The organism is Acinetobacter sp. TY1 (assembly GCF_048551395.1).
In the GTDB taxonomy this organism is placed as follows: domain Bacteria; phylum Pseudomonadota; class Gammaproteobacteria; order Pseudomonadales; family Moraxellaceae; genus Acinetobacter.
Genome location: NZ_JBLYZK010000020.1, coordinates 29,923 through 56,390, shown reverse-complemented (window position 1 = coordinate 56,390; position 26,468 = coordinate 29,923). Strand labels below are relative to the sequence as shown.

Here is a 26,468-nt window from a genome sequence, read left to right as displayed (position 1 = left end):
TACTTAACAACTCAGCACTTCGCGCTTCGTTCGTTTCCGTCTATCTCGTCGGTATGGGGTGCATTCTATACCATTTCTTTCTCAACGCAACCCCCAAAATGCATTATTCATGCCAAGCGACTTTTTTTTATACCAAATTACTCTTTTAGTTCGCTTTTAGCCTATTTATTCAACAAAATTACTCTAAATAATCTGATTCTTTTATAATAATCTCAATATAAAAGCCTCAAAAACCCCAAATTCAACTAATCTTTCAACATCAAGCTCTTTTTTACTCTAGTAAAATAGTTGCATTTTAAAATACCTATATAAGGCTTTTGATTTTCTTATACCAATATCGTCATACCTTAAAAATATAAAAAATAGGAAACACTACAATTTTCTCAAATATTTAAAATCCCAATATTCCTACTATCACTTCAGTGCCTATTTATAAATAGAAGCTAGTTTTTAAAAGTGATCTAGTAGAAGTTTAGTCTTCTAAATCACTTTTAGATCTATATATAGATGCATTAACTTATTTTTAAATCTTTTTTATAGCTCTATTCCATATTAGATATAATTTTTATTTCCTACTCATGTAAACGCTAGAGTAACCATGTAGTTTTTATAAATTATAAAATAGTTATATTTAAGCTACACATCTTATTGAAAGTCTCTTCTTTTTATCACGACTATTTATGTATAAAAATTGCAGATCAAGGATCTGCCTTTTTTGTTTATGATAATACCCATGAAGAATATAATAATTTTTAAATATCAATATATTAAACCAAAAACACAAGTGAAAATCTTATAGTCAGAACTTTTATTCATAGCATAACGATTGTCGCTTTATAGTATTGTTGAATAAATATCTTCACAAAGCTAAACCCTATTTTCTCATTAATGATAAATCATTTTCATACTCAAGTTTTTTATCAGATAACTTACTCCACGTGGAACAATCGCTATTTTGCTATAGTTTTTGCGATCAAAAATATCGATCCAAATAGAATCTAAGAAAAGGAAAGTTGATTGATATTATACGTTAGAATCATATAGCAAAGAAAAAGGGAAACGATCTCTCCCAAAATCATTCCCCTATTAAAGTCAAATCTAGTGATTTGACCGATTATTTCGCAGTTATTATTATTTTGTACTTGTGCCCTCTGAAATGTGATTTAAACCACAATTTTCGTTACTTAATATAATCAGATTATTTAGCAAATGCAATCAAAATAGAAAAAATTAATCACTGTTTTTATAGATGTTTTTTTTATGACAATATATTTAATAGAGATAAAGAAATATACAAAAAGACCACCTTTTGGCAGCCTTTATTTTTCAATTACTTAACAACAAATTACCTTAATCAGTAAAGGTTACTTTCGCAATTGCTTTCTTACTTGCCTGAATAATCAAAGTACCATTTTCTTTGACCATAAAGCCTGCATCAACTACATTCCAATCAACCTTAACTGCACCACGACCAACAGCATCTTTAGATTGAGCTGAATTTTTGGTTAAGCCTGCGGCACGAAGAATTGAAATAATCGAAACTTCACCACCAAACTCACCACGTGAAATGGTTACTTCAGGCGTTCCTTCAGGAAGTTCACCTTCAGTAATTAAGTTACCTGCTCCTTTGTGGGCATGTTCAGCAGCTTCAGTACCGTGGAAACGTTCAACCAATTCCAGTGCAAGAATTTTCTTCACATCTTGAGGATTACGACCTTCTTCAACCTCTTTCAATAGAACCGCAATTTCATCTAATGATTTGAAGCTGAGTAAATCAAAATAGCGTTCAATTAGGCTATCTGGCATAGAAAGGACTTTTTGATACATCGCACCCGGTGCATCAAATACGCCAATATAGTTGCCTAAAGATTTAGACATCTTATTTACACCATCCAAACCTTCAAGGATGGGTACAGTAATACACACTTGCGCTTCTTGATCATAACGACCTTGAAGTGTACGTCCCATCAATAAGTTAAAGGTTTGATCTGTACCACCCAACTCAACATCGGCTTCAAGTGCAACCGAGTCATAACCTTGTACCAATGGATACAAAAACTCATGAATTGCAATCGGCTGATGGTTGTTATAACGCTTGGTGAAATCATCACGTTCAAGCATACGCGCCACAGTTTGCTGTGAAGCCAACTGAATCAAATCAGCCGCAGATTTTTCTGCAAACCATTCTGAGTTAAAACGTACTTTCGTTTTAGCAGGATCAAGAATTTTAAAAACTTGTTCTTGATAGGTTTTAGCATTCTCTAATACTTGTTCACGTGACAATGGTGGACGGGTTGCGCTCTTTCCTGTTGGATCACCAATCATGGCAGTGTAATCACCAATCAAGAATGTCACGTCATGACCTAAGTCTTGGAACGTTTTTAATTTATTGATTAAAACGGTATGACCTAAGTGCAAATCTGGCGCTGTAGGATCAAAGCCCGCCTTAATTTTTAAAGGACGATTTTCTTTGAGTTTCTTTAAAAGATCCTCTTCAGAAATAATTTCGTGTGTACCTCGTTGAATGAGGGCAAGTTGTTCTTCGGCTGGCAGGAAATTTGACATCACAAAACCCAAATACATATGTTGTTCAATTTGTGCGATATACTAACACTTTTTCAGCACAATGCAGGCGAAGTATATTTCATGACAACAATCTATATTGGCGTAATGACGGGCACGAGCATGGACGGCGTCGATTTTGTTGCTGCTTCATTTAATCCACTCCACATTCATGCAACATTAACCGTACCTTTCGATCCTCATTTACGTGATGAATTGATGGAACTCACGTTACCTGATGACAATGAAATTGACCGCATGGGTAAAGCTGATATGGCTTTGGCTACTATGATTGGACACGGCGTAAACCAATTGATTGCTGAAAATAATCTAGATAAAACTCAAATTAAAGCCATTGGTTCACATGGGCAAACCATTCGTCATCGTCCTGAACATGGTTTTACCTTACAAATTGGTGATCCCAACATCATTACTGAAATCACGCAAATTCCAGTAATTTCCGATTTTAGACGTCGTGATATGGCAGCAGGTGGCCAAGGAGCACCCTTGGTTCCTGCATTTCACCAAGCACTCTTTCAACATGAAAGTATTCATCGGGTGATTTTAAACTTAGGCGGTATTGCCAATGTCAGCATGTTGCCCGCAGGTCAACCCAATGCTGTTTATGGTTTTGATACAGGACCTGCCAATATTTTGATGGATGCATGGTGTCACCGCTATACGGGCCAACCTTATGATGAAAATGGTAATTGGGCAGCGTATGGACAACCAATTCGTAGCCTACTTGATCGTTTACAGTCACATGAATATTTCTCCAAAGAACCCCCAAAAAGTACAGGACGTGAAGACTTTAATCTTGAATGGTTAGATGAAAAAATCACAGATTGGCGCAATGATCTTGAATATGATGAACTCGAAGATACACCTGAAAATGTACAAGCAACTTTACTAAAACTGACTACTCGTGCAATTAAAAAAGCCATTTATCGTTCAAATATGGATACTGGTGAAGTCTATGTCTGTGGTGGCGGTGCATATAATTCACATTTGCTTGAACAACTCCGTTGGCGTTTACGCAAACATAATTGGTCTGTGCAAACAACGTCTGCACTCGGACTTGCACCAACTTGGGTTGAAGCGACTGCTTTTGCATGGTTAGCAATGCGCTCAGATCAACATCTCAGTGGTAATCTTCCTAATGTGACAGGTGCTAAAGGTGATCGTATTTTAGGTACAATTACTTTTGTTTAAAATAGTTGAGTTATAGGTCGAAAATTGTAGAACAATGATCGACCTATAAAGCCTATTGCCTGTCCTGTACTGCTGTGAACAAAAAAAATAAAACTGCCACTATCAATAAAAATAATTTTGAGAATATTCCACAATGAACGTGAAACAACAACGCATCGAACAATACCAAAGAGATGGACTGACTTTTGATGTGATAGATCGTGGTCCTTTAGATGGAAAGCCGTTTGTATTACTGCATGGATTTCCCGAAACCAATCAAAGTTGGCAACACACTGCTGAAATTCTCAATCAGCAAGGCTACCGTACTTTTGCAGTCAACCAACGTGGATATAGTCTTGGTGCACAACCCTCGAAACGTCGTGACTATCGTAGCTCAGCGTTGGTTGAAGATATTAATACTTTACTTGATATTATTCAGGAACCTGCTTATTTGATGGGACATGACTGGGGTGCAGTTGTTGCGTGGGAAATAGCACAAACTTATCCTGAAAAAATTAAGCATCTCATTACTATTTCAGTACCACATAAAGCAGCATTTATGCGTTCAATGCTCAGTAGTAATCAGCTTTTCAAATCGTATTATATTGGACTATTCCAACTACCTAAAATCCCAGAACTACTCTTTGAAAAATTGCCAAGAATTGGTCTAGGTTTATTAAAAAATTCAGGAATGAATAAGCAACAATTGAAAGATTTTCAAAAAGAAATGGTACAAGACAAACGCCTAAGTACAGCGTTAAATTGGTATCGTGCCCTGCCATTTAGTTCAAATAAAAATTTAACTAAACCTGTGACTGTACCGACTTTATTTATTTGGGGCAAACATGACACAGCAATTGGTGAAAAAAGTGTAAAACTCAATAAAGACTATGTGGAAGCACCGTACCAAGAAGTGATTATGGATGCTACACATTGGATTCCTGTACAAAATGCCCAAGAACTTACACAACATGTATTAGCGAGCATTCAATAACATACCTATTTTTACGCTTAACCATTTCACACTCAAATAAAATCCATAAAAAAGCCCTCGTTATTTGAGGGCTTTTTTATTTCATTCGTCAGTCAGTACATCAACATATATTTTAGATTGAGAATGATGATCCACAACCACATGTAGTCGTTGCATTTGGATTATCTACAATAAAACGTGAACCTTCTAAACCTTCAAGATAATCTACTTTTGAACCGACTAAATACTGATAACTCAATGAGTCTACGAGCATTTTCACATCGCCATTCGAAAATTCGGCATCATCTTCATTTTGGCTTTCTGCAAAATTAAAGCCATAAGAAAAACCTGAACAACCGCCACCTGTCACATAAACTCGTAACATCAAATCTTGATTCCCCTCGCTATCACGTAGCTGGCGAACTTTATTTGCAGCATTATCAGTCATCTCAAGCACTTGTGCATTCATGATCGGTTTTCCTCAAACAATCTGGATGGTTCTAAAAAGACAAAACCATATATTCAGTATAATAACATACTCAATATATGGTCAGTCTACGAACTTTAAAGTTTATTCAGAGTAAAAGACTCTGAATATATTTGAGCTTACTTGTAGTTTTCGTCCTGAAGTGCGCATTCAAAGTTTTTCGGATTTTGTTTACAGCGGAACTGCCACAAAAACTTCATCATTTGTTTGTTATATACACCTTGCTTGGTCAAGCTAATACGTGATTCACGCATCAACTTTTGATAACCTGGTTGATCACCTGCAGGAACTTGCATCCAATATTTAGCAGGAATATCAGCCTTCATTTTTCCAATGATACCGTTAGCACGTGGTAATTGTGATTTTACCCAATCACGCGATTTTTGACCAAAACCTGCTGGGAATTTATCTGGGCGAATAATCAAATTACCCGTAATTTGCAAAATTGGATAATTGACAATCGCACCTTTGGTACCTAAACCTTTATGTAATTCTAACGGTTTAAATACAGCAGCAGGTGCACCAATAATGTCGACCTGACCATTGTTAAACTTTGCACCAAAGTTAGTTACATCAGCACTTACTGCCTGTGCACCGATTTGCTGAACCATAATTTTTTGTGCTTGATCATAATCAAGTACTGCTATTTTCTTACCTGCCGCTTTTGCAACGGTATTAATACTACGGTCATTAACCATAAGATAAGCATCGCCGACAGGAATAACACCGACTACTTCATATTGACCACTAGTCATGTATTTTGCAAATGCAGGAGTTGAAAGACCTTGCATCACTTTTACCGCAAGGTTTACATCAGGAATAGCACCAATTGCATCTAAAGAACCTGTAAAGTTATTAAACTGACGACCACGCATACCCGTCACACTAATACCGTCACATTTACCCGCTTTAAAATCTTCTGCAATTACCGCTTCATTTTGATTTACACGTAACTCAATATCAGCCCCCCAACTTTTGGCAGCAAGCTGATAATCTTTCATTAAAGTATAAACATCACCACTTTTACCTACTAGGTCAAATACACACATCACTTGCTTTGCTTGAGTTGCTGAAGCAGTTGCCATAAGCCCTGCTGACAGTAATAAAGCTTTGGATAATTTCATTATTTTTTTCCTTTCCTTGATCATCTCTTTTAATTATTCATGATCTGCCCTGATCATCCAAATGAGCGTAGGCATAGCCAATAAATACAACTTCATATCTGATCTCAGAATACAAAGTCACTCTACTTTTCATCACAAGAATACTGGATTTAAGAGCAACCGCAATGGCAAGAATGACATGAAAATACAATTTAAAAAGTCTAGATCGAAATCTAGACTTTTTATTAAAAATCAATAATCTTAATTATTATTCACCGCCAAGTGAACACTCAAAATTCGCTTTATCGACAGAACAACGTGCTTTTTTCAATACAGACATCATACCTGCATCATAAATGCCTTGTTTCGTCAGTTCCAAACGACCGTCACGCATCAACTTTTGGTATTTCAATTTATCTTCAGGCGTTAGGTTCATTTTGTATTTTGCAGGAATAGTCGCTTCCAAGCGATTGATCATAGCAAAGCTTTTTGGCAAGTTTTTTACAAAATAATCACGCGATTTTTGACCAAAGCCTGCTGGAAATTTCTCAGGACGAATGACAAAATCTGCTGTTACTTGTAATACCGGAAAGTTAAACATTGCACCGTTTGTACCTAGACCTTTTTGAATTTCAAGAGGTTTGTAGGCATAAGCTGGCGCACCAACCATATCGACTTGACCATTGTTAAATTTTGCAACAAAGTTAGTAATATCCGAAGGAACTGCTTGTGCACCAACACGCTGTACAAGTATTTTTTGAGCATTATCATAGCTTAAAACAGCAAATTTCTTACCTGCTGCTTTTTCAATCGAATTGATACTTTTATCACGTACAAATATAAATGCAGAACCTAGTGGGGCAATACCTGCAACTTCATATTTCTTACCACCAAGCGTTGTCGTCATTTTTGCAGCATTACGTGGATCTAAGGCAAAAGTAATCGCTTTTTGTGCAATCGCATTACTTGGAACACCACCAATAGAATCAATTGAACCTGCAAATTTATTGTATTGACGTGCGCGCATTGCAGTCATAAATACGCCATCACATTTACCTGCTTTGAAATCATTGTCCGCTACTGCTTCGTCTTGCTTAGGTAGTAAAACAACATCAGCACCCCAAGATTTAGCAGAAAGCGCCCATTCCTGAGCCATTTGATACGATTCGCCAGACTTACCTAACAAGTCAAATACGCATACATTGACAGCAGCTTGCGCAGATGATGCAAAACCGACCACTGTTGTTGCAGCAATTGCTAAGGCAATTTTTTTCATAATTACATCCTTTTCGATTTATTGTTCAGGAATACAGAACGCTCCATATGCGCAATATTAATCAGCTTTATATAAAAAAAATAGAGCATTTGCTCCATTTTTTTTAGACATTTTATTTATTAATATTTTTCATATACTTATGTTTTGACTGTACATTCAGTTTTACAATTTTTCTATATTCTTTGCAAGAACTCACAGTTTCATCGCATAGTCTTTACATAGGAATTTATAAAATTATTCATTTTTAATGATGAAATAAGCAATTACGCCAATACAGTACTCAACTTTATAAAAATTAACCTGAAAAACAAAATATTCTAAAAGCATATAAAATAAGCCAATTTTTATTGTCGTAATAACTGTATTTTATTGAATGTCCCGATACTTTCAAATTTTTTACTCATTCTTATTATTCACCACTTAACGAACACTCAAAGTTGGTTCGTTCAATAGTACAACGTGCACGTTTTAAAACAGACATCATCATTGCATCATACACACCATTTTTAGTGAGTTCTATACGTCCATCACGAAGTAATTTTTAATAGCGAAATTTATCTCCAGCTGAAATATCGAGTTTATATTTAGCAGGAATTTCAGCTTCCATAACGCAAACTGATTGCTTCGCTTGAACAATCTACGGTAAAAATACACCACTCAAACCGAGTATTATTAATTTATTTAAAATTTTCAACTACTTACATTTTTATTATACATTTTCGTTAAAGCTCTCACGAAGAATGAATCCATCAATTAAAATCACACCTAATATTTTTATGTTTACATTAATTCTAAAATTATTTTAGTCTTATAAACTCATCAAATAACAAGATAGAGGTTGAAAGGTTTTTTAATGTAACTTTTTTCAATTTATTAATATAATGTGACTTATTTTTGCAAAAAAGGTGTCTTACATTTTTTCCGATAAAGCGCACATTTAAATTTGAGATTTTTTTATTTTATTGATGATTATCAGTTAATTAAACTTATTTAAAGGTGTAAATTTTAAATCATCTGATTTTTCATAATATGAAGATATTTTAATATATAAAATAATTAAAATTATACAACAGTATGTTTAAATTCATATTTCAAAAAAGAGCCTTTTAAAATTAAATTTCAAAAGGCTTTGAATTATTTCAGAAATGATCAAAAATTAGGTATGAATTAAGCGATTATTCTCCACCTAATGAGCATTCAAAATTGGTACGATCCACTGAGCAACGTGCACGTTTTAACACCGACATCATGCTTGCATCATAAATGCCTTGCTTGGTCAGTTCAATCCGACCATCTCTGAGTAATTTTTGGTATTTTTCTCGCTCTTCTTTACTCAAATCTATCCGATACTTAGCAGGAATACCATCTTCAAGGCGCTTTACCATAGCAAATTGACGAGGTAATTGTTTAATAAACCAAGTTCTAGATCGTTCACCAAAACCCATAGGAAATTTGGCTGTATTAAAAATTAAATCAGCAGTGACATTAAGCACAGGAAAATCAACCATTGCACCTGTTTGACCTAAACCCTTCTCAATTTCTAAAGGTTTATAAGCATAAGCAGGTGCCCCAACCATATCTGCCTGACCTTTATTAAACTTTGCGACAAAATCAGAAACATCAGAAGGTACAGGTATTGCTCCCACACGTTTTACCATTGCAATTTGGGCTTTATCGTATTCAAGAACAGCGAATCGCTTCCCCACACCTTTTTCAATCGTATTGATTCTTTTATCTTTTACAAAAATATAGGCAGGACCAATTTGCCCAATACCACCGACTTCATAATCCACACCATCAATATTGGTTTTTAAACGCTTTATATTACGTTTATCAAGGACATAAACAATCGCTTTTTGTGCAATTGCATTACTTGGTACGCCACCTAATGCATCGACTGAGCCAGCAAATTTATTATAAGATCGTGCACGCATAGTGGTCATATAAACAGCATCACACTTACCTGCTTTAAAATCTTCGTCTGCGCGCTCTTCATTCTGATAAGCGATTAATTGAATATCTGCGTTCCATCCTTTAGCTGCTAAACGCCATTCTTCCATCATTTTATAAGATTCACCGGCCTTGCCCAGTAAATCAAATACACATACATCTTGTTTTGCCTGAGCAGTGCTTGTCATTCCCATTGATATTAAGACAGCCAATGCAAGTACGCCATTTTTCATTGTATTTCCTTATACTTTTGATTGTATTTTATACAAATTAACAATAAATCACTTTTTCTCACAAAAATAGAGCCTTTGCTCTATTTTCCGATAAGTAACGATAACTCAATCTTTTATAATTTTTTTTGTTTTACTCAAGATATCCTTTAAAATAGCCAACCTTGTGTTCAAAAGAATGACGTTCCATGATTCAGCTCGACCAACTTTCGATTCGCCGTGGCGGACGAATTTTATTTCAAAAAGCGTCTATGCAACTCCATCCAGGCTGGAAGATTGGTTTGACAGGTGTCAATGGTGCAGGTAAATCAACGCTTTTCTCTGCACTTTTAGGTGGTATGGAATCTGATGGTGGCTCTTTAACTCGTCCAGCAGTTTGGACCGTTGCACACATGGCGCAAGAAATTAAAGCCTTAGACATGAAAGCCATTGATTTTGTACTTTCAGGCGATGAAGAATTTTGGGAAATTCAAAACAAACTCGACCATCCTGAAAACTTAGATGACAATGAACTTGCACATTTATATGGACGTTTTGATGAAATTGATGGTTATACAGCACCCTCAAAAGCATCACAACTCATGGCAGGACTAGGTTTCTTTGAACATCAATCACAACTTGATGTTTCGAGTTTTTCTGGTGGTTGGCGCATGCGTTTGAACCTCGCACGCACCCTCATGAGCCGTTCAGACTTATTATTACTTGATGAGCCGACTAACCATTTAGATTTAGATGCTATTTTATGGTTAGAAGATTGGCTGAAAGCCTACGAAGGTACATTGGTACTCATTTCACATGACCGTGATTTCCTAGATGCCATTACTGATCATATTTTACATATTGAAAATCAAGAATTAATTCTCTATACAGGGAACTACTCTACCTTTGAACGTACTCGTAGTGAACGCCTAGCGCAACAACAACAAGCGTATGAAAAACAGCTTGAAACTCGTGCGCATTTACAAAAATATATCGATCGTTTTAAAGCACAAGCAACCAAAGCTAAACAAGCACAAAGCCGTATTAAACAGCTTGAACGCATGCAAGAACTTTCTGCTGCACATGTGGATACACCATTTACCTTTAGTTTCCGCGAACCAACAAAAATGAGCTCACCATTACTTGAGCTTGAACATGCAGATATTGGTTATGGTGAAAAACTGATTGTCACCAATGTGAATTTACAAATTACACCGACTAGTCGTATTGGTTTACTCGGGATGAATGGTGCAGGTAAATCGACATTAATCAAATCTTTAGTTGGTGATTTACAGCTCATGCAAGGTCTTCGTAAAGACTCTGAACTGCTGAATATTGGTTATTTTGCACAGCATCAAATGGATGCTTTGGATGGTAATGCGAGTCCAATGTTGCAATTGGCACGTATTGCCGATAAAAAAATCAGTGAAGCAAGCTTACGTTCATTCTTAGGGAGCTTTGGTTTTAGTGGCGAACGTATGGATACACCAAGTGAAAGCTTCTCAGGCGGTGAACGTGCACGTTTGGCTTTGGCTCTCATTGTATGGCAACGCCCAAATGTTTTGATTCTCGATGAACCGACCAACCATTTAGACTTAGATATGCGCCATGCTTTGACTATGGCACTCACCGACTTTGAAGGTGCTGTGGTTTTGGTTTCGCATGAACGTCAATTGGTGGCGAGTGTTTGTGATGAGCTTATTTTAGTTCATGGCGGTGAAAGCCGTGAATTTGATGGCGATTTGGTTGCTTATGCAGATTGGTTACGCCAAGCTCGTATCGACATGATGAAAAATGGTCAAAAACCTGCTGAACCTGTTAAATCTCAAGTCATTGAGAAAACAGCATCTTCAAATAAAGGCGATAAAGAGGCACAACGTAAAGAAGCTGCTCGTCAAAGAGAGCTGAGTCGTCCGATTCGTAAAAATATCGAAAAAATTGAAGCTGAAGTTAGTAAAATCCAGCCTCGTTTAGCAGAAATTGAAACCTTACTTGGTGATTCAGCACTGTATGAAGCCCATCGTAAAAATGATTTACTAAAATTAATGGATGAACAAAGTGTCCTCAAGGGTAAATTAGAAAAATCTGAAGAAAAAATGTTAGAACTGATGATGGAATTGGAAGAGCTCGAAAGCTCTTTTGAATAATTTTTCATTTTGTGCTTAAAAGCCGCTATTTAGCGGCTTTTTTTATTATCGAAAAATGTAAAAAAATAAATATCACTCTTATTTACAAAATGAATATTTTATTTAATGACTCTGCTGACCTGAATCCCCTTTAATATAAAACAATATTAAGATCAAGTATTTGATTTTATTTCAAAAAAAATACATAACTTTTATTTATATATTTCCGTGGAACATTTTTAACATTCTTTATTTCAACTTAACTAATGCATTTAAAACAATATAACTAAATACCTTCATCTCCTTAACTCTCTCAAGGAAATCATGTTATCCACAATGCATAAAAATATAATTTAAATTTAAAATTAATTCCGATGCCATTTATATATCAATAAATAATACCTGTGGATAAGTGTTGATTTTTTGTTTTATATTTTTAAATTTCTCTCTGATACAAAACTATTTATGAATATGAATGGCATGAAACTGCTACTTTTTATTATTAGAATAATTTTCTACACTTATTTTTTATTATTTTAGCTTTATGTTTGATTAAAATACATACAATTCTGACGAATAACACTGACTATTATCGCTTTTTAAAGAGATTTTTTAGCTACTTAGGAAGTAAATTTGAGTATTCTTAATTCCTTTCCATAAAAAACTCTTACTACAAAAATACGCTCATTAGACATATCAAATAAACGATACTAAGCAATAATCAAATTTTTAAGCAAAAAAAAACACTGTCCATACAATGTTTTTCTCACTCACACACCATTTAAATCACTTATATATTTTGAACTTTTCTCACCTTACAAAAGCGAAGCTCTATAATTTTCCAATCCGAATCATAGATCCATAATTCTTGAATTTGACGTAATTCATTTTCAAGCTCCAAAGTCACTTTACAATGAGTTTGCTCACGATCAAACTCAAATTCCTCACTCGAAATTTCAGGTTTTTGTGGCTTCCACACACCATTTTTAACCGCATGTGCAATTTTTTCATAGCGAGTTACACTACTTTCAGTAATCCCTTCTTTTTCATAAATTACCTTAAATGATGGTGCTTCAAACTGCACTAAAACTTCATAATTTCCCGTAAAAAAAGCATTAATCCAACCATCTCGGGTTTGTTCTAATTGTCTATCCATTATACTTAGCCTCTTATTTTATAATAATCTAGAGATTGATGATTCAATATGCCATAAAAATAAGTCATTTTCATAAAAGAAATATTGCGCTACGAAGACACTTTTATTCAAATAAAAGAAAACCCCGAGAGAGTTAACTATTCGGGGTTTTTGCAGAATTAATGCTCAGTTAAGCATCAATATCTGCATTTAAAGCATTTTCTTCAATGAATGCACGACGCGGTTCTACGTCATCACCCATCAAACAAGAGAACATACGATCTGCTTCAATCGCATCATCAATGGTCACTTGAAGCATATTACGATTTTCAGGATCCATTGTCGTTTCCCAAAGCTGTTCAGCATTCATCTCACCCAGACCTTTATAACGCTGGATCATCATGCCACGACGTGAATCAGACAAAATATGCTGCCAAACCTGATGGAATGTAGCAACATTAATTTTCTTCTCACCTTTTTGCAAATAAGCGCCATCTTCAAGTAAAGTAAACCAACTCTTCGAGTTTTGTAGTAAACGCTTGTATTCATTTGATGCAAGTAAGCCCTGATCAAGTAAATAATGATGTGGCAAATTATGAACATAAATCGTTACACGTGGCCAAAAGTGTGTCACTTTCGTGCCATCTGCATGTTCTTTATCAAACGGCTCTAATGTAATTTCAGGACGCAATGAAGGCTGATTTTGAGCAATAGCTACAGCCAATTTCTCGCCCCATTGCTTCACATACGACTCATCATGATTCTGATCAAGCTTAAAGCCTTCCAACTCAAGTAAACCATCTAATAAACTCGCTGGATAGCGTACTGTTAAACGCTGAATACTCTTCTGTGACGTTTGATAATCAGCAATCACTTTAGCTAGTGCATCACCACGAATAGCAGGTGCTTCTGCACTAATATGTAAATTCAGTTCATCAATCGCATTTGAAATAAGGTAAGTTTCAAGTGCATCATTATCTTTAAGATACTGCTCTTGCTTACCCTTTTTAAGTTTATATAACGGTGGTTGTGCAATATAAATATAACCACGTTCTACAAGTTCAGGCATTTGACGGAAGAAGAAAGTCAGAAGTAAAGTACGAATGTGTGAACCATCCACGTCCGCATCGGTCATAATAATGATTTTATGATAACGCAATTTATCGGGATTATATTCTTCACGACCAATACCACAACCGAGTGCAGTAATAAGCGTACCCACTTCTTGCGATGAAATCATTTTGTCAAAGCGTGCACGTTCTACGTTCAGGATTTTACCTTTCAACGGAAGAATAGCTTGCATCTTACGGTTACGTCCCTGCTTAGCAGAACCACCCGCAGAGTCACCTTCGACCAAGTATAATTCAGAAAGTGCAGGATCTTTTTCTTGGCAATCTGCTAACTTACCTGGTAATCCAGCAATATCTAATACACTTTTACGACGAGTTAATTCACGCGCTTTACGAGCAGCATCACGTGCACGTGCCGCATCAATGATTTTACCCGCAATCGATTTGGCTGCTGCAGGGTTCTCTAAAAGATATTCAGAGAACGATTTATTCATCGCTTGCTCAACAGCCGTTTTTACTTCACTTGAAACCAATTTTTCTTTGGTTTGTGAAGAAAACTTTGGATCAGGTACCTTCACTGAAACAATTGCCGTTAAACCTTCACGCGCATCATCACCTGAAACAGCAACTTTCTCTTTTTTGAGTAAGTTTTCACTTTCCATATAGCTGTTTAAGCCACGTGTTAAAGCTGCACGGAAACCAGCAAGATGCGTACCACCATCTTTTTGAGGAATGTTATTGGTAAAGCAACGAACATTTTCCTGATAAGTATCATTCCACTGTAATGCAACTTCAACACCAATGCCATTATCTGCCATTGTGGTGAAATGGAAAATGTCATTCAGATGTGTTTTGCCCTGATTGATATATTTTACAAACTCAGACAAACCACCTTCGTAATCGAATACATGCTCAGACCCAATACGATTATCCGCAAGTACAATACGTACGCCTGCATTCAAAAATGAAAGCTCTCGTAAACGACGTGCTAAAATATCAACATTAAAAATAGTTTGGCTAAACGTTTCAGCGCTTGGCCAAAAACGAACAGTAGTACCTGTTTCAGTTGTATCGCCAATGACTTTAAGCGGATAAACAGAATCGCCATGTTTATATTCTTGTTGGTGAATATGCCCAGCACGCTGAATGGTCAATTCAAGTTTGCTTGAAAGTGCATTTACAACGGATACACCAACACCGTGTAAACCACCTGAAACCTTATAACTGTTATCGTCAAATTTACCGCCTGCATGCAGAATCGTTAAAATTACTTCTGCTGCGGATACGCCTTCTTCTGGGTGAATATCGGTTGGAATACCACGACCATTGTCCGATACACTAACCGACTCATCCTCATGAATCGTAACTTTAATCTCGTCACAATAACCTGCTAAAGCTTCATCAATGGCATTATCGACCACTTCAAAAACCATATGATGCAAGCCTGAACCATCATCAGTGTCACCAATGTACATGCCTGGACGTTTACGTACAGCGTCCAATCCACGTAAAACTTTGATACTGGAAGAGTCATAAGCCTTTGCAGTGGTTTGTTCTGTTTGAGATGCTGATTGATCTTCTGAACTCATGGTTTCTCCCTAATAAAAAGTGGGTCTGTCCAAATCTGGCTAAAATATAAAATCATGGCACAACAGCCTGAACTTGACCGTGGTCAACATAAAATAATCGATATGAAATAGACAAATCATGTAAATGTTTTTTGACTGATTCATGGTCTAGTGTGGTCATAAAAACCTGACTACCCAATTGGCTTAAACGCTTAATTAAACGCTGTTGTGCAGTTAAATCTAATTCTGCTGTCACATCATCTAATAATACCACAGTTTCCTTATTACAGGCATGTAACATGGCGATTTGAGATAGTTTTAATGCCATGATTAGTAACTTTTTTTGACCTCTAGAAAGCACCACATCAGCGTCACCTAGAGGTGTTTTTAAGCGCAAATCTGCCCGATGTGGACCATATTCGGTATAACGCCGATCGACATCTTTTTGATGATACTGAATGAGATCATTAGCCAAACCCTGTTCCACGTGAAACCCCGCACTATATTCCAATTGAATATTTAAATGAGGTAATAATTCAGCAAGGTCTTGTTGTAAATATTTTTTCCATTGCTCCACAATTTCCATTCGTTGAGAATGTAAAATCTCTCCATAGTCGCTGAGCATTTTATTCCACGGTTCTAAATCTTGTAGAGATAAATGACGCTTTGCTTTCAGTAAACTATTTCGTTGTTTCAATGCTCTGGAATAATATTGCCATGCATGATAAAAATCAGGCTCCACGTGAAACATGAGCCAATCAAGCAACTGACGTCTAGGCTTTGCCCCATGATCAATAATATCGGTACTCAGTGGATCAATCAGTTGTAACGGTAGAATTTTTGCAAGTTGCCCTTGAGTAGCAACGGTATCACCATTCACCTTAATAAACTGTTCACCACTTTGCATTTTCTGCATACCGATTTTTTCAGTCGAGGATTGCGCAAAGACAATTGCATCAGATGTATTATTTTGAATATAATTTTTTGGAATATGCGTACGGAAAGAACGTCCCGTTGCAAGTAGATGAATTGCCTCAAGAACCGATGTTTTTCCTGAACCATTCTGCCCATAAAAGACATTAAACGGCTGCAACTCATGGAGTGCAACCGTTTTGATGTTTCGGACACGCTGTATATTTAAACGTGTAATATGCATGATTTAGTTTAAAGAATCAGAGTAAAAATCAAACACGCATCGGCATAACGACATAGGTTTGATTTTGCTGAGTTGGATCTTGTACCAATACAGATTGGTTTGCTTCTGTCATGGTCATAATCACATCATCGCCATCCAAAACACTTAAAACTTCTAAAATGTATTGTGCATTGAATGACATTTCCATAGGTGTATCTGCATATTGAATCGCTAAATCTTCAACTGCTTCATCTTGCTCTGGATTATTAGCACGCAACTGTAAAGAATCCGCACCAAAATTTAGGAATACACCACGAAGTTTTTCATTACTTAAAATTGAAACACGCTGTAAAGATTGCTTAAAAACATCATGAGCAATAATCACTTTTTTATCACCACCACGTGGAATCACACGACGGTAATCAGGAAATTTCCCATCAATCAGTTTTGTCGTGAAACGTACGGTAATATCACCCTGCTCTTTATCACGGCTTGGCGTATTAATCGTGACGTTTAATAATTCACGACCAATTAGCAAAGTTAACTGTTCATCTTCAATACTTAGTAAACGTTGCAACTCACCCACAGCTTTACGTGGAACAATCGCCTGTACAGGCTGTGTTGCTGTAGATGATGCCAATGTTTCGCACAATGCCAAACGGTGACCATCTGTTGTCACAGCACGTAATTGATTTTCATCAATCTCAAGCAGCGTGCCTGTCAAATAAAAACGAACATCTTGGACAGCCATTGCAAACGATGTTTTTTCAAATAAGCGTTTCAATTCACGTTCTGTAACCTGAACTTGCGTGCCCTGACTATTTTCAGTGGTCAATAATGGGTAATCTTCCGCAGGTAAAGTACCGAGAACAAAACGACTTGCACCTGATTTTAAAATACAGCGTTGATCATCGGTAATTTGTAAATCAATCAATGCGCTCGTTGGCAATGATTTACAGATATCCATCAACTTACGTGCGGGTACAGTGGTTTCCCCTGCTTGTAAACATGCACCATCAGCCAATGTTGTACTTGCCACCAATTCAACTTCTAAATCTGAACCTGTAATGGTTAAAGCTTGTTGATTTGCTTGAATTTTTACGTTTGAAAGAATGTTTAAAGTATGGCGACGTTCAACAGCACCCACTACATGAGATAAAACATTAACTAAGCTTTCTTTCGCGATTTTCAAACGCACGATGGATTCCTCTAAAACTAGATATAGGTAAATTTTTTGTCGAATGACGTACTATGCGGCAGATTATGCCGCATTGCAAGAACTGGAAGTTAAGAATATTTTTTGAGCGAATTTCTGCTTTGTCACATCAACTTTGCAACAAACGCATGAGGTTTTTATAATCCTCATTAAAAATTGGATCTTCATCACGTAAACTTTGCACTTTATCACATGCATGCATCACGGTACTGTGGTCTCGACCGCCAAAAGCCATTCCAATTTCAGGAAAACTATCACCAGTAAGTTCTCGTGCCAATCCCATTGCTAACTGACGCGGACGTGCATAAATACGAGTACGCTTTGGTCCAACAAGCTCTTTGAGGGGAATTCGGAAGTACTCACTCACTACACGCTGAATATTTTCAGTGCTGATGTTGCGGGCACGAATTGCCAATACATCTTTAAGCGATTCACGAACCACTTCAAGATCAATATTCGTACCTTTAAAACGTGAAATTGCTACGACTTTATTCAGCGCACCTTCAAGTTCACGAACATTGGCAACGACTTGCTGTGCAATAAACAAGGCACAATTACGCGGTAAATCAACACCGCTGCTTTCTGCTTTTTTCAGTAAAATTTCAATACGAGTTTCAATATCAGGTGGTTCTACACCCACTGATAGCCCCCATGAAAAACGTGAAACTAAACGTGGATCAAGTTCTGTTAATTCTTTCGGGTAACGATCAGAAGTTAAAATAATCTGCTTTGACTCATCGAGTAAAGCATTAAACGTATAGAAAAACTCAACAAGACTTGCTTCTTTACCTGCCAATAAATGAATATCATCAACCAATAATAAATCAAGTGAACGACAGTTTTTCTTAAACTCTTCAACCTTACCTTTTTGTAAAGAACTTACAAAATCTTGTACAAAACTTTCTGCAGTCATATACATGACACGCGCATTCGGTTTTGCTTGTAGTAAAGAATTCCCCACAGCTTGCATTAAATGAGTTTTACCCAAACCAGTAGGTCCATATAAAAACAATGGGTTATGTTGTGATTCACCTAATTGGGTCAATACTTTACGGCATGTTTCAGCTGCCATTTGATTAGAACGACCTTCAACAAACAGTGCAAAAGTAAAAGATGGGTTCAGTACACGTTTACGCGTGTTCTTTGGTGAAATCGTTTCATGTTCTTTTTTTACACGTGTTGTTATTGGTGTAACAGATACAGGTGCCGAGTCCAACGCTGCAGTTGTTGTTGCAGGTTGTTCAGCTGCAGATAAAATCGCACCAGGGCGAGAATCTACTAAAATTTCAACTTTACGGATACGCCCTTCTGAAAGCTGTTCAGCAAGAATTGAAATCAACTCAAGATGATGCTCTTGAATATAGCGTGTCCAATAAGGATTCGGTGCATAGAGTTTAAGTGTATCTTGTACTTCTTCTGCAATAAGGGGTCGAATCCACATCGCATAGACATTATCAGAGAGCTCTTGTCGCAAGCGAGTTAAGCAGTCGGTCCAAAGCATGTGAAACCCCTTAATTAATTCTGTTTAAATTTAAAAACAGCCCTCAACCATTGAGGGGTCGCCATTCTAACCAAGTTATCCACATCTGTCATGAACTAATATTCAATTCTTGAATAAAAAAACAACATTCTGTGAATTATTTTAAATTCAATCCCCTTGTGGATAAAATTCCAAACAAGCTGTGGATAGAATAAATGCCAAAGTTATACACAGTTTATCAAGACAATTAAAACATAGTTATTCACAATATAAGAAAATGATTTTAAAAAATAAAATATTGATTTCCACAAGAAACCAAGACCCTAATAGTAATAAATTTAAATTTATAAATTTGAATTTAATTATATATAACCCTTATTTCTGGGGATAACTAGCATAGCGAATTAAATTTAAATTCAAATAGGAAATATAAATTTAAAAATGAATGTTTAAATTTATAAGTTTAACGGTTGTGGGTATTTCTATTGATATCTCTGTTGATAACTATCATTTTTAATATAAATTATGTGTTTAGCTTGTGAATACTATTTTTATGCTTCCTGATAATCAATTGTTGATTGATTTTGTAAATTGATCAAAAAAAAATCTTTTATTAAAATAAAATAGGTTATTCATTGACAGAACAAACAATGCACAATAAACTCGCGAACCTTTATACAAAGATCATTTTTGGAGTTTCGATATGAAACGTACTTTCCAACCATCTGAATTAAAGCGTAAGCGCGTTCATGGTTTCCGTGCTCGTATGGCTACTAAAGCTGGTCGTCAAGTTCTAGCTCGTCGTCGTGCAAAAGGTCGTCATAGCTTAACTGTTTAATTCATTAAACAGTTTTAGCTTACGATTTGGGTGTTATGTCACTTTATAGTTTCAGTCCTTCGGTGAGAATCCGTTGTGCTGCAGATTACAAATGTGTATTTGATGGTGCGCTTTTTAAAGTGCATCAACCCCATTTTTTATTTTTAGCAAAAGTTACCGAACAGCCTCATAGCCGTTTGGGTATTGTTGTTGCTAAGAAAAAAGTGCGCCGTGCGCATGAAAGAAATCGAATAAAACGGCTTGCTCGGGAAAGTTTTCGCTTACATCAGCAAAACATTGAGTTGCTCGATATTGTAGTGATGCCAAAAATGGGTATTGATACAATTTCAAATGCTGAATTACATCAGCAATTACAATTTGCGTGGCAAAAATTGCAACGCCTTGTCAAAAAGCACCATAAAATAGCTCCCTCTTCCTCTCAAAATTAGAGATGACCAATGGCTCGATTACTGCATTGGCTGATTCGTTTCTATCAAATTGCGATTAGTCCTTTAATTGGACCTCGTTGCCGTTATATTCCAACTTGTTCTCAATATTCATTGGAAGCGATTCACGTTCATGGTGCCTTAAAAGGTTGTTGGCTTGCGACAAAAAGAGTATGCCGTTGTCATCCTTGGGGTGGTTTTGGTTATGATCCTGTGCCTATTCCTAAAAAAGTAATTCGTTTTATTTCATTTCAACCAGTGGATTCTCAAACGGTTCATGTTGCTGTACCCTTGCGTGGACGTTTATTGAACCAAAATCATTCACACCATTTGGGGTAATTGTTATGCAACAATGGGCCAGATTTGCAATTCTCGGGGCCATGTTTGTCACTGCGTATTTATTAATATTGGCATGGCAAAAAGACTATGGACATTCTAGTCAATCTGAGCAAAAACCCGCAGCTATTGTTGCGCAAGATACAACTCAGGCGCATCTTGCTACTGATCAGCCACAAGTTGGTGCGACTGCCCCTGCGGCAAAGACTACACCACAAAAGCTGATCACGATTAAGACCGATCTTTATAATATTTCTATCAATCCCAAAGGTGGTGATATTGAGCGTGTTGAACTCCTGAATCATGATAAGAGCAAAAATAGTGACGATTCTTTCGTTATGCTTGAAAATGATGCAACACGTAAATATATCGCAGAAACTGGTTTTAAAGGTTTGAATGGTACGGATAATAATCCGAATGCCCGTCCTCAGTATGAAACAGAAAAAGCGGCTTATACACTTGCTGATGCGAAAGATGTAAAAGGTAAGGACGGCAAAGTTGAAAAAGTGATTTCAGTGCCGTTAGTGTTTAAAACTGCTGATAATGTTGAAGTGATTAAAACCTTTACATTTAAGCAAGGCACTTATCCAATTACAGTTAGTCATAAAGTAACGAACCGCAGTGCACAACCGTGGCAAGGTCAACTTTACGGTAACATCATCCGCGATAATTCTGATGATCCAGGTAAATCGGATCAAGGGATTTTTACACTAGGCACTTACTTAGGTGGTGCGTGGGGTACACCTGAAGAGCATTACAATAAGCTTAAATTTACCAATTTCTCTGAAGAAAAATTGAATAAAGAAGCGACTGGTGGATGGGTTGCAATTGTTCAGCATTACTTTGTGAGTGCTTGGATTCCAGGTAACTTTAATGGTCAGCCATTTAAAGCGACACTTGAATCAAATAAAGACAATAACTTAAATGTGATTGGCTTTACTTCGCCAGCAATTAATATTCCTGCTGGCACAGCAATGGAAATTGATGCGACATTCTATTCAGGTCCAAAAGTTCAGTCTGAACTAAGTGATTTGGCTGTTGGTTTGAACCAAACTGTTGATTATGGTTGGTTATGGCCAATCGCAAAATTATTGTTCATGGGCTTACAATTCTTCCATGGTATTGTGGGTAATTGGGGTTGGGCAATTATTCTGCTAACCATTTTGGTGAAACTGATTCTTTGGCCTTTATCTTCAAAAAGCTATCGTTCTATGGCGAAGATGCGTGTAATTGCACCTGAAATGCAACGCATGAAAGAAGAGTTTGGTGAAGATCGCATGCGTTTCTCTCAAGAAATGATGGCGCTTTACAAACGTGAACAAGTGAATCCACTTGCGGGCTGTTTACCGTTATTACTTCAAATGCCAATCTTCCTTGCGTTGTATTGGGTATTGATGGAGTCGGTTGAATTGCGTCATGCACCATGGATGCTTTGGATTCAAGATTTATCTGCAATGGATCCATGGTTTGTACTTCCATTGATTATGGGTGTGACCATGTTTGTGCAACAAGCATTGAATCCACAACCAACTGATCCTATGCAAGCAAAAGTGTTCAAAATCATGCCGATTATGTTCACTGTATTTATGTTGTTCTTCCCTGCTGGTTTGGTTTTATATTGGATCGTGAACAACTCGATTACGATTCTTCAGCAATCATTTATCAATAAAAGTGTTGAAAAAGCCAAAGCAAAAACGACAGAGGTTGTGTAAATGATTGAGTCTTTATAAAGATTCATCACCAAGCAACAGCTGAAAAAATCCGCTTAAGATGGTAATCTTAGGCGGATTTTTTATTGTCTAAATTTAGAGATTGCTCATGAATACACCTGCCCAAAACACGACGATTGCAGCCATTGCAACACCACCTGGTCGTGGAGGTGTTGGTGTTATTCGTTTATCAGGTCCGAAAGCCTATGCAATTGCTGAAGCACTGACACAAAAAGTATTACCTAAAGCACGCTTTGCTGGTTTTCGTCAGTTCTTAGATGAGCACAATGAGGTTATGGATGAGGGCTTAGTGATTTGCTTTCCGAACCCACATTCGTTCACAGGCGAAGATGTAGTGGAGTTACAAGGGCATGGTGGTCCAATCATTCAAAATACTTTGCTCGCTCGTTTACTTGAATTGGGTGCAACAGCGGCTAAAGCGGGTGAGTTTTCCATGCGTGCTTTTGAAAATGGCAAAATGGATTTGGTGCAAGCAGAAGCAATTGCCGATTTGATTGATGCAACTTCACAAGTGGCAGCACGTTCTGCAGTTCGTTCATTACAAGGTGTATTTTCTAACAAGGTCAATACGGTATTACAAAAACTAATTCATTTGCGCTTGCATGTGGAAGCCGCAATTGATTTCCCAGAAGAAGAAATTGATTTTTTAGCTGATGGTAAAATTTTAAATTTGCTTGAAGATGTTCAATCGTCAGTGACCACCGTTCAACAATCTGCACGTCAGGGGCAATTGTTACGTGAAGGCTTACAAGTGGTGATTGCAGGTAAGCCGAATGCTGGAAAATCATCTCTTTTAAATGCTTTAGCAGGTAATGACCGTGCCATTGTGACTGATATTGCAGGTACAACGCGTGATGTTTTGCATGAAAAAATTAGTTTAAACGGCTTACCTATTACCCTGACAGATACCGCTGGTTTACGTGATACAAGCGATATTGTTGAACGAGAAGGTATTCGCCGTGCGATTAAAGAAATTGAGCAGGCTGATTTATTATTGCTTGTCTATGATCTAAGCCAAGGCGACAATCCGTTAGAATTAGCGAAGAGTTATTTTGCTGAACATATAGAGCCAAAACGTTTGATGTTGATTGGCAATAAATGTGATTTAACTACACAAGCACCCGAATTAAACGATTTAGAGGGTTTCCGTCATATTACTGTGTCTGCAAAGCAGGAAATGGGCGTTCAAGTGCTGATAGATGCGATTACAGCGCATGCAGGCTTCCAACCTGAAGAAGATACCTTTATTGCACGAACTCGTCATTTGGACGCAATGAAGCGCACTCAACGCTATTTAGCGGAAGCACACGAGCAATTGACGGTTTATCATGCAGGTGAGTTGGTCGCAGAGTCACTTCGTCTAGCACAAAATGCTTTGGGTGAAATTACGGGTGATTTTAGTGCAGATGATTTATTGGGTGTGATTTTTGGATCATTTTGTATCGGAAAGTAATCTCAAATTTTAATAATATTCCAATACATTCCAATAAGTTATTTTGTTAATTAAATAGCATTAAGTTTTAAATACTTAGTGCTTTTTTATTGTTAATTTTTTGTTCCCATATGTTCTATATATTCATCTAGTGCTATGATTTTATTAGTCACTGATAAGTCACAAGATGAGAGTGACTATATTTTATTGTATGGTGACTAAATATGGCGAAGTCTGAAACTATCGTTTTTTCTACAGATAGAGAAATTAAAAATCTAAAAGCACAAGAAAAGCGCTATACAGCAAAAGATAAAATTGCAAGTGGGCTTTTTTTGGATATTACGACTACTGGGGTGAAGTCTTGGTGGTATCGCTATTCTTTGAATGGTAAACAGGAAAGAATCGTTTTAGGTCGCTATCCTGACTTATCTTTACAAGATGCTAGACAGTTGAGAGATGAATCAGCTACGCAAGTTGCGAAAGGTATTTCACCTAAACAAGAAAAAGAAGATAAGAAAGCCAATAAATCAAAAAGTGTTTTGCTTAAAGATTATGGTGAAAGCTATTTGAAAGACGTAATAGCAAAAGACCGTAAAAATACATACAACATGACTTTATGTTTGAACAATGATATTTACCCATTTATAGGGAATATTGCTGTAAATAAGATCACGACAGATGATATTCGCCGTGTGATATGGCGTAAGAAAGAACAAGGCTATGATGCTTCTGCAAATCAAGTTAGAGGCTTATTAAAGCGTATGTTTGATTATGCTGTGACACTTGGTATTGTACCGTTTAATCCAGTTTTAGCTATTCCAACTCGACATGTATTTAAGAGTAAGTCGAGAGATCGTTATCTATCTACTGATGAAATACGCAAGTTCTACACTACCCTATTGAATTCACGTATCTATAGACCTAGAAAGCTAGGTTTATTGCTATCTTTGCTAACTTTATTACGCAAATCTGAATTATTAAAAGCAGAATGGTCACATATAGATTTTGAAAAAAGAATATGGCTTATTCCTGTAACTAAAGCTGACAGTAAGACAGGTAATAGCCGTGAAATGGTTGTCTATATGTCAGACCAAATTATAGAAATATTAAAAGAGCTGAAAACAATTGCAGGTGATGAGCCTTATGTTTTTGTTGGTAGAAAGTCAGGTACTCATTTTAGTCACAATGCTTTCAATACTTCTCAAAAAAATGCCCTTAGATTAACTGATATACCTGATTTTACGATTCATGATTTACGCAGAACAGCGAGTACTCATTTAAACGAACAAGGGTTTAATCGTGATGCAATCGAGAAGTGTCTTAATCATTCGGCGTTTGGTGTACGTGCAGTTTATAACAAAGCAGAGTATGCAGAGGAAAGAAAAGAGATGATGCAGAAATGGAGTAACTTTATATTTTCAGTGATTTATGAGCCAAATTTGATTTTCTTTAACGAAAGTAAACAACGTTATGCTGTTTAAAAGGTGGCGCATTGTACGGGAAGTATTATATGGAATTCAATATAAGCATGAGAAATAAAAAAAATAAAATCTATAGGAAAAATTGATATGACTAAGTTAAAATATTATGCAATGAGGTACAAAATATTCAATGTAATTCAGGGTAATCCGAGATTAATAAAATTTGATCTTTTATACGGAATAAGTATTTCATTAGATATTAAAAAACCCGATGTTGACGCATCGGGCTCGTGGTGAAGTTGACGCTTCACTGAATATTTTAATCGCCATTCAGAAGGCACAAGACTAAAGGAAATTTAGAAATGTGAAACGATTGAGTTAATTGTTCTTGATTTGAGTAAGAAAGTATAATGAATAAAAGTTATGAGTTATATTCTAATGCATAAACATGCTGTAAAAGTATGTGTTGTGGATGCTTGCGCTTTGTAATCAGGTAAAACTCTTTTTTAATCCTTTCTATTTTCACCTGTTTTGTGTCTAGGCAATCCTTTAAAAGAGGTGTCTTATGACATTGAATTTAGAACAACAAGCGCAAAATTTGCGTTTAATTCGCCGTAAAGAAGTCCAAGTTAAGATTGGTATGGGTGCTTCATCAATTTATGCAGAAATGGCTAAAGGTCGCTTTCCTAAGCCTGTATCGTTATCTGAAAAACGAGTGGCTTGGATTGAATCTGAAGTTGACGCATGGATTGCTGAACGTATAGCAAGCCGTGATGCCTCTATTACAACAATAGAGGGTTAAGCA

General features: G+C 36.5%; 20 protein-coding genes and 1 pseudogene. 10 read left to right on the top strand and 11 right to left on the bottom strand.

Annotated features, from left to right (window positions below; translation table 11 throughout):
• Positions 1-1,350 precede the first annotated feature (1,350 nt).
• Positions 1,351-2,583, bottom strand: a complete 1,233-nt coding sequence (gene tyrS, locus ACK2M2_RS11755) for a tyrosine--tRNA ligase (protein ID WP_409512464.1) — start codon at positions 2,581-2,583, stop codon at positions 1,351-1,353.
• Between the two features lie 63 nt (positions 2,584-2,646).
• Here tyrS and ACK2M2_RS11750 point away from each other — a divergent pair, with 63 nt between their 5' ends.
• On the top strand, positions 2,647-3,774 hold the full coding sequence (locus tag ACK2M2_RS11750; protein ID WP_409512463.1) for an anhydro-N-acetylmuramic acid kinase: 1,128 nt from the start codon (positions 2,647-2,649) through the stop codon (positions 3,772-3,774).
• A gap of 133 nt (positions 3,775-3,907) precedes the next feature.
• Positions 3,908-4,747, top strand: coding sequence for an alpha/beta fold hydrolase (locus tag ACK2M2_RS11745; protein ID WP_419348651.1), 840 nt, complete (start codon positions 3,908-3,910; stop codon positions 4,745-4,747).
• Between the two features lie 112 nt (positions 4,748-4,859).
• On the opposite strand, the gene erpA is transcribed toward ACK2M2_RS11745, so the two are convergent.
• From erpA to ACK2M2_RS11720, 5 genes and pseudogenes are all read right to left on the bottom strand, one after another.
• Entirely contained in the window at positions 4,860-5,195 is a 336-nt protein-coding gene (gene erpA, locus ACK2M2_RS11740) for an iron-sulfur cluster insertion protein ErpA (protein WP_409512461.1), read from the bottom strand.
• A 137-nt stretch (positions 5,196-5,332) separates the two neighbouring features.
• Positions 5,333-6,337 (bottom strand): putative solute-binding protein, encoded by a 1,005-nt coding sequence (locus ACK2M2_RS11735; protein WP_409512460.1) that lies wholly within the window; start codon positions 6,335-6,337, stop codon positions 5,333-5,335.
• 247 nt (positions 6,338-6,584) lie between these two features.
• On the bottom strand, positions 6,585-7,592 hold the full coding sequence (locus ACK2M2_RS11730) for a putative solute-binding protein (protein WP_409512459.1): 1,008 nt from the start codon (positions 7,590-7,592) through the stop codon (positions 6,585-6,587).
• Positions 7,593-8,001: 409 nt separating this feature from the next.
• Positions 8,002-8,199 (bottom strand): annotated as a pseudogene (locus ACK2M2_RS11725) (putative solute-binding protein); the annotation flags it as partial.
• Between the two features lie 568 nt (positions 8,200-8,767).
• Complete coding sequence (locus ACK2M2_RS11720) at positions 8,768-9,775, bottom strand: putative solute-binding protein (protein WP_419348646.1); 1,008 nt, start codon at positions 9,773-9,775, stop codon at positions 8,768-8,770.
• Positions 9,776-9,960: 185 nt separating this feature from the next.
• On the opposite strand from ACK2M2_RS11720, the gene ACK2M2_RS11715 reads away from it, so the two are divergent.
• Entirely contained in the window at positions 9,961-11,898 is a 1,938-nt protein-coding gene (locus ACK2M2_RS11715; protein WP_409512457.1) for an ATP-binding cassette domain-containing protein, read from the top strand.
• Between the two features lie 769 nt (positions 11,899-12,667).
• Here ACK2M2_RS11715 and ACK2M2_RS11710 read toward each other — a convergent pair.
• The 5 genes from ACK2M2_RS11710 to dnaA all read right to left on the bottom strand — a co-directional run bounded on the left by ACK2M2_RS11710 (position 12,668) and on the right by dnaA (position 19,502).
• The gene (locus ACK2M2_RS11710) at positions 12,668-13,033 is read right to left on the bottom strand and encodes a hypothetical protein (RefSeq protein ID WP_419348643.1); all 366 of its coding nucleotides are present in this window, start codon (positions 13,031-13,033) and stop codon (positions 12,668-12,670) included.
• Between the two features lie 169 nt (positions 13,034-13,202).
• Complete coding sequence (gene gyrB / locus ACK2M2_RS11705; protein ID WP_419348640.1) at positions 13,203-15,671, bottom strand: DNA topoisomerase (ATP-hydrolyzing) subunit B; 2,469 nt, start codon at positions 15,669-15,671, stop codon at positions 13,203-13,205.
• 52 nt (positions 15,672-15,723) lie between these two features.
• A complete protein-coding gene (recF, locus tag ACK2M2_RS11700) occupies positions 15,724-16,806 on the bottom strand; it encodes a DNA replication/repair protein RecF (RefSeq protein ID WP_419348637.1) in 1,083 nt (360 codons plus the stop codon).
• Positions 16,807-16,834: 28 nt separating this feature from the next.
• Positions 16,835-17,983 carry a DNA polymerase III subunit beta gene (gene dnaN, locus ACK2M2_RS11695; protein ID WP_419348634.1) on the bottom strand — a complete coding sequence of 383 codons (1,149 nt, stop codon included), beginning with the start codon at positions 17,981-17,983 and terminating at the stop codon, positions 16,835-16,837.
• Positions 17,984-18,110: 127 nt separating this feature from the next.
• On the bottom strand, positions 18,111-19,502 hold the full coding sequence (gene dnaA / locus ACK2M2_RS11690) for a chromosomal replication initiator protein DnaA (RefSeq protein ID WP_409512452.1): 1,392 nt from the start codon (positions 19,500-19,502) through the stop codon (positions 18,111-18,113).
• A gap of 682 nt (positions 19,503-20,184) precedes the next feature.
• Between dnaA and rpmH the strand changes: the two genes are divergently transcribed.
• The 7 genes from rpmH to ACK2M2_RS11655 all read left to right on the top strand — a co-directional run bounded on the left by rpmH (position 20,185) and on the right by ACK2M2_RS11655 (position 26,465).
• Complete coding sequence (gene rpmH, locus ACK2M2_RS11685) at positions 20,185-20,319, top strand: 50S ribosomal protein L34 (protein ID WP_000831329.1); 135 nt, start codon at positions 20,185-20,187, stop codon at positions 20,317-20,319.
• Positions 20,320-20,354: 35 nt separating this feature from the next.
• A complete protein-coding gene (gene rnpA, locus ACK2M2_RS11680) occupies positions 20,355-20,747 on the top strand; it encodes a ribonuclease P protein component (protein ID WP_409512451.1) in 393 nt (130 codons plus the stop codon).
• 9 nt (positions 20,748-20,756) lie between these two features.
• The gene (gene yidD, locus ACK2M2_RS11675) at positions 20,757-21,083 is read left to right on the top strand and encodes a membrane protein insertion efficiency factor YidD (protein ID WP_419348629.1); all 327 of its coding nucleotides are present in this window, start codon (positions 20,757-20,759) and stop codon (positions 21,081-21,083) included.
• Positions 21,084-21,088: 5 nt separating this feature from the next.
• Positions 21,089-22,792: a membrane protein insertase YidC gene (gene yidC, locus ACK2M2_RS11670; RefSeq protein ID WP_409512449.1), complete on the top strand. Its 1,704-nt coding sequence runs from the start codon at positions 21,089-21,091 to the stop codon at positions 22,790-22,792.
• A gap of 106 nt (positions 22,793-22,898) precedes the next feature.
• On the top strand, positions 22,899-24,263 hold the full coding sequence (gene mnmE / locus ACK2M2_RS11665; RefSeq protein WP_419348626.1) for a tRNA uridine-5-carboxymethylaminomethyl(34) synthesis GTPase MnmE: 1,365 nt from the start codon (positions 22,899-22,901) through the stop codon (positions 24,261-24,263).
• A 203-nt stretch (positions 24,264-24,466) separates the two neighbouring features.
• Positions 24,467-25,723: a tyrosine-type recombinase/integrase gene (locus tag ACK2M2_RS11660; protein WP_419348623.1), complete on the top strand. Its 1,257-nt coding sequence runs from the start codon at positions 24,467-24,469 to the stop codon at positions 25,721-25,723.
• Positions 25,724-26,228: 505 nt separating this feature from the next.
• A complete protein-coding gene (locus ACK2M2_RS11655) occupies positions 26,229-26,465 on the top strand; it encodes a helix-turn-helix transcriptional regulator (protein WP_419348620.1) in 237 nt (78 codons plus the stop codon).
• Positions 26,466-26,468: the final 3 nt, after the last annotated feature.